Consider the following 3,395-nt stretch of genomic DNA (forward strand, 5'->3'; position numbering starts at 1 on the left):
AATTAACGATTAAGAGCCAAGAAGTATGGTTCTCATTTCCGAATTGCACTCCCATACCAGCATATAGATACGGAAGAACGGACGTTTAACGTATTATTAATGTAATAAAATACAAGGAGAATTAACGATTAAGAGCCAAGAAGTATGGTTCTCATTTCCGAATTGCACTCCCATACCAGCATATAGATACGGAAGAACGGACGTTTAACGTATTATTAGAAGGAATAAATGCAAAACTCGCCATAAAAAAACCCTGAAATAGAAAAAAATCATCTGCCAACAGCTTGATAAATATGGCGCTACATACTTTGATAAAAATAGAGAGAATCTTTATCCTGAATACGATATCATACTTAGGGATACGCCGAATGATAACCCTGAATCACCAACAATATTATTAATGAGCTCTATTGTTGGATTTGAAAAAATATCAAAAGATTTAATAAAGTGTAACTATAACTTCGGTGATCCTTTAATAGAGGCTATTACTTATTTAATTGAAGAAAATGAGTCATTTCTTCTAGATACATGCCAAGAGAGTATTTTTGAATGAAAAATAATAACCTTGATAAAATACGAAGTAATTCTTAATAATTATAGGAAGAAGTTGAATGGTAGTGATTATAAGGAACTATTTATCAGTACTGTTCCTATTGATGTTGAAAAACTACACTTAGAAGCAACAAATAAAGACTTTCATTCTCTAGCCCAAACAGCTCATCGTCTAAAAGGGGTTTTTGCCATGTTAGATTTAGAATATCTCAGAGAAAGCTGTGAATATTTAGAGCATGACATAAAAAAATCATAATGAATTAGAGATCAAAGAACGTATCACTCAACTGGATAAATGGATTCAACAGTTGCTGCAGCAAGGTAACAATTAAACATGAATAACCTTAATATTATTATTGCCGATGATCACCCAATTGTTTTATTCGGCATTCGTAAATCTTTAGAACAAATTGAATGGGTTAATGTTGTAGGTGAATTTGAAGATTCAACTTCACTTATCAATAAATTACCCAAGTTAAATGTAGATGCTTTAATTACAGACTTGTCTATGCCTGGCGATAAGTATGGTGATGGTATTACACTCATCAAGTACATCAAAAGACATTATCCTAATTTGTCGATTATTGTACTCACAATGAATAACAACCCTGCTATTTTAAGCGCAGTTCTTGATCTTGAAATTGAAGGTATTGTACTTAAACAAGGTGCTCCAACTGATCTACCGAAGGCCTTAGCTGCACTGCAAAAAGGCAAAAAATTTATGCCTGAAAGCGTAGCGAAGCTACTTGAAAAAGTAAATGCAAATGGTTATGGCGATAAGCGTTTATCACCAAAAGAAAGTGAAGTACTGAGATTATTTGCTGAAGGTTTTCTTGTAACCGAAATTGCGAAAAAACTTAATCGTAGTATTAAAACGATTAGTAGTCAGAAAAAATCAGCCATGATGAAATTAGGTGTCGATAACGATATCGCATTACTTAATTATTTGTCATCAGTGACTATTGATAAGGAAATTAACGGCCCAGATTAATTTCACTACAGTTATCTTAGTCGCACCGATAAAATCAGGAAGCTCAACCCTTTGTGGGAGCTTCTCTGCTTTTAGGTGTTTACTCTTTATCCTCCATTCTGTTAGGGCTTTCCTCTTTCTTCCCTACCAATATTTACCTGTTTAGAAGCACCTTATAAGCGATACCGCTTATATTATGCCTTTTAATCCGTTTTACACTCACAGGCTGTAATAGAAACGTCTTCACGCTCTAGAATGATCTTTTGGAATATACTTTACCAATACTTCTCTTAAAATAGAGAGCGAAACAGGTTTAGAAACACAATCATTCATTCCTGCATCAATACAGCGTTGCTTCTCTTCTGCAATCGCATTCGCCGTCACACCAATTACTGGCATATTACTGCCTATTTCTCTTATATGTGTTGCTAGCTGATAGCCATTCATATTTGGCATATTGACATCCGTCAGAATGATATCAACATGATTTTTAGTTAAATACGTTAATGCATCACAGCCATCTTCTGCGGTGGCTGTATTAAAACCGATTTTTTTCAGTTGATCGGTCAACAATAAGCGATTTATTGGGTGATCATCAACAATAAGAACCGTTAAGGTTTGTAAGCCACAATCCGTATCTTGCTTCACGATTTCCACGCAATTTGCTTCAACTTTGTTTTGCGGCAGCTGGAGTATTATTTTAGTTAACTCGTTTAGTTTATAAGTACTGCAAACCCATACATTTTCAGCTGTTTTCTTCGACGGCTCAAAGTAATGCTCATTGATCCTAATAAATTGGCAGTTATCTTTTCTTGGTGTATCGTAATCGGTGATAATAAAATCGGTTGAAGAGATCACCACTTCTTCAGTAAGCAATTCACAACTCAAGCCAAAATAACGAAGATATCGATTAATAAAACCTTCTAAATAAAGATTTTTAATATCAATAAAACAACGAATATTACTTTCTTTATAAATATTCTGTTTAGAGAAAGGCTCTATTTCTTTTAAAGCACCATAAAGGGGTATACGAACCGTAAAACGACTCCCAATATTTTCTTGGGAAACGACGCTGATATCCCCATCCATTAAGTGGATCAACTTTTCACAAATAGCTAAACCTAATCCTGTTCCTTCTGAGGCACTTTCTGTATTTTGAGACACTTGGAAGAAAGGTTCAAAAAGCTCATGTAATGCTTTGTCACTGATCCCCCGTCCTGTATCGTGAATATCGAAATAGAGATAATAATCATCTTTATAAAGATGTAAGGTAATACATCCCGTCGTGGTAAATTTTATACTGTTATTCAATAGATTAGAGATAACTTGTTGTACACGAACAGGATCACTATTGACAATTTTAGGTACATCAGGTTCGATAAAACAGTAAATAGCCAAGCCTTTTTTCGCAATCAAAGGTAAATAGTTAGAGATAACAAAAGAGAGCACTTGCCGACAATTAAAAGGCTGAATATCGATTTTTAACTGTTTAGATTCAATTTTCGAGAAATCGAGAATATCACTAATAATTTTTAGTAATAACGATGAGGAGTTATCCATTGTTTTTAACAATCGAGCAGTATCATCGCTTTGTGTCAAAGATTGCAATAACTCTAAATTGCCAATAATTCCATAAAGTGGCGTTCGTAATTCATGACTAACCGTTGCCAAAAACATCGATTTCGCTTGGTTAGCTTGCTCCGCAGCTGTTGCCATATTTTGTAGTGAGCGCTCCATTTTAACCCGTGCGCTAATATCCACTAAAACACAAATAGCCAATAATTCCATAAAGTGGCGTTCGTAATTCATGACTAACCGTTGCCAAAAACATCGATTTCGCTTGGTTAGCTTGCTCCGCAGCTGTTGCCATATT

The 3,395-nt window shown here is 34.7% G+C and carries 5 protein-coding genes; 3 read left to right on the forward strand and 2 right to left on the reverse strand.

Annotation, left to right across the window (positions count from 1 at the left end; all coding sequences use genetic code 11):
• Window positions 1-271: 271 nt before the first annotated feature.
• From BHE89_RS25700 to rcsB, 3 genes are all read left to right on the forward strand, one after another.
• Window positions 272-553: a hypothetical protein gene (locus tag BHE89_RS25700; protein ID WP_286146109.1), complete on the forward strand. Its 282-nt coding sequence runs from the start codon at window positions 272-274 to the stop codon at window positions 551-553.
• Window positions 554-607: 54 nt separating this feature from the next.
• Window positions 608-808, forward strand: a complete 201-nt coding sequence (locus BHE89_RS25705) for an Hpt domain-containing protein (protein ID WP_286146107.1) — start codon at window positions 608-610, stop codon at window positions 806-808.
• Between the two features lie 78 nt (window positions 809-886).
• Window positions 887-1,543: a response regulator transcription factor RcsB gene (gene rcsB / locus BHE89_RS12745; protein WP_069368014.1), complete on the forward strand. Its 657-nt coding sequence runs from the start codon at window positions 887-889 to the stop codon at window positions 1,541-1,543.
• A 222-nt stretch (window positions 1,544-1,765) separates the two neighbouring features.
• Here the strand turns inward: rcsB and BHE89_RS12750 are convergent, their stop codons facing one another.
• The gene (locus BHE89_RS12750; protein ID WP_286146108.1) at window positions 1,766-3,283 is read right to left on the reverse strand and encodes a response regulator; all 1,518 of its coding nucleotides are present in this window, start codon (window positions 3,281-3,283) and stop codon (window positions 1,766-1,768) included.
• A complete protein-coding gene (locus tag BHE89_RS27065) occupies window positions 3,273-3,392 on the reverse strand; it encodes a histidine kinase dimerization/phospho-acceptor domain-containing protein (protein ID WP_353615125.1) in 120 nt (39 codons plus the stop codon). The genes BHE89_RS12750 and BHE89_RS27065 overlap by 11 nt, the downstream gene beginning before the upstream one ends.
• Window positions 3,393-3,395 lie beyond the last annotated feature (3 nt).

The sequence above is a fragment of the Shigella sp. FC1967 genome, from assembly GCF_001743005.1.
Classification (GTDB): domain Bacteria; phylum Pseudomonadota; class Gammaproteobacteria; order Enterobacterales; family Enterobacteriaceae; genus Proteus.